The sequence below is a fragment of the Vibrio sinensis genome (assembly GCF_003605645.1).
In the GTDB taxonomy this organism is placed as follows: domain Bacteria; phylum Pseudomonadota; class Gammaproteobacteria; order Enterobacterales; family Vibrionaceae; genus Vibrio; species Vibrio sinensis.
The window spans coordinates 1-477 of the sequence record NZ_QVMU01000155.1 but is presented as its reverse complement, the minus strand read 5'-3'; the positions used below and the strand labels follow the sequence as shown (position 1 = coordinate 477).

The following is a 477-nucleotide window of genomic DNA, read 5'->3' as shown; positions in this document are numbered from 1 at the left end:
GGTTAAGCGATCCTCTTCGGATAATTCATCCAACCCCAGGATAGCTATAATGTCCTGAAGCTCCTTGTAACGTTGTAAAGTTTGTTTTACTTGTTGCGCAGTTTCATAATGTTCCTCGCCAACGATTCGAGGTTGTAGCATAGTTGACGTTGAATCTAAAGGATCTACCGCTGGATAGATACCTTTGGCAGCTAATCCTCTTGATAGTACGGTAGTCGCATCTAAATGTGCAAATGTGGTGGCAGGWGCRGGGTCRGTCAAATCRTCYGCAGGTACATAAACTGCTTGAATAGARGTTATGGAMCCCTYTTTSGTAGAAGTAATTCTTTCTTGTAAAGTACCCATTTCGGTACTAAGGGTGGGTTGATAACCCACGGCGGAAGGCATCCTACCCAATAAAGCAGATACCTCGGATCCTGCTTGGACGAAACGGAAGATATTGTCAATAAATAGAAGTACGTCTTGTTCATTAACATC

1 protein-coding gene is annotated in these 477 nt (G+C 43.2%); it reads right to left on the bottom strand.

Annotation, left to right across the window (positions count from 1 at the left end):
• On the bottom strand, positions 1-477 hold a 477-nt coding region (locus DZ860_RS25425; protein WP_500691426.1), incomplete at both ends, for an ATP synthase beta subunit C-terminal domain-containing protein.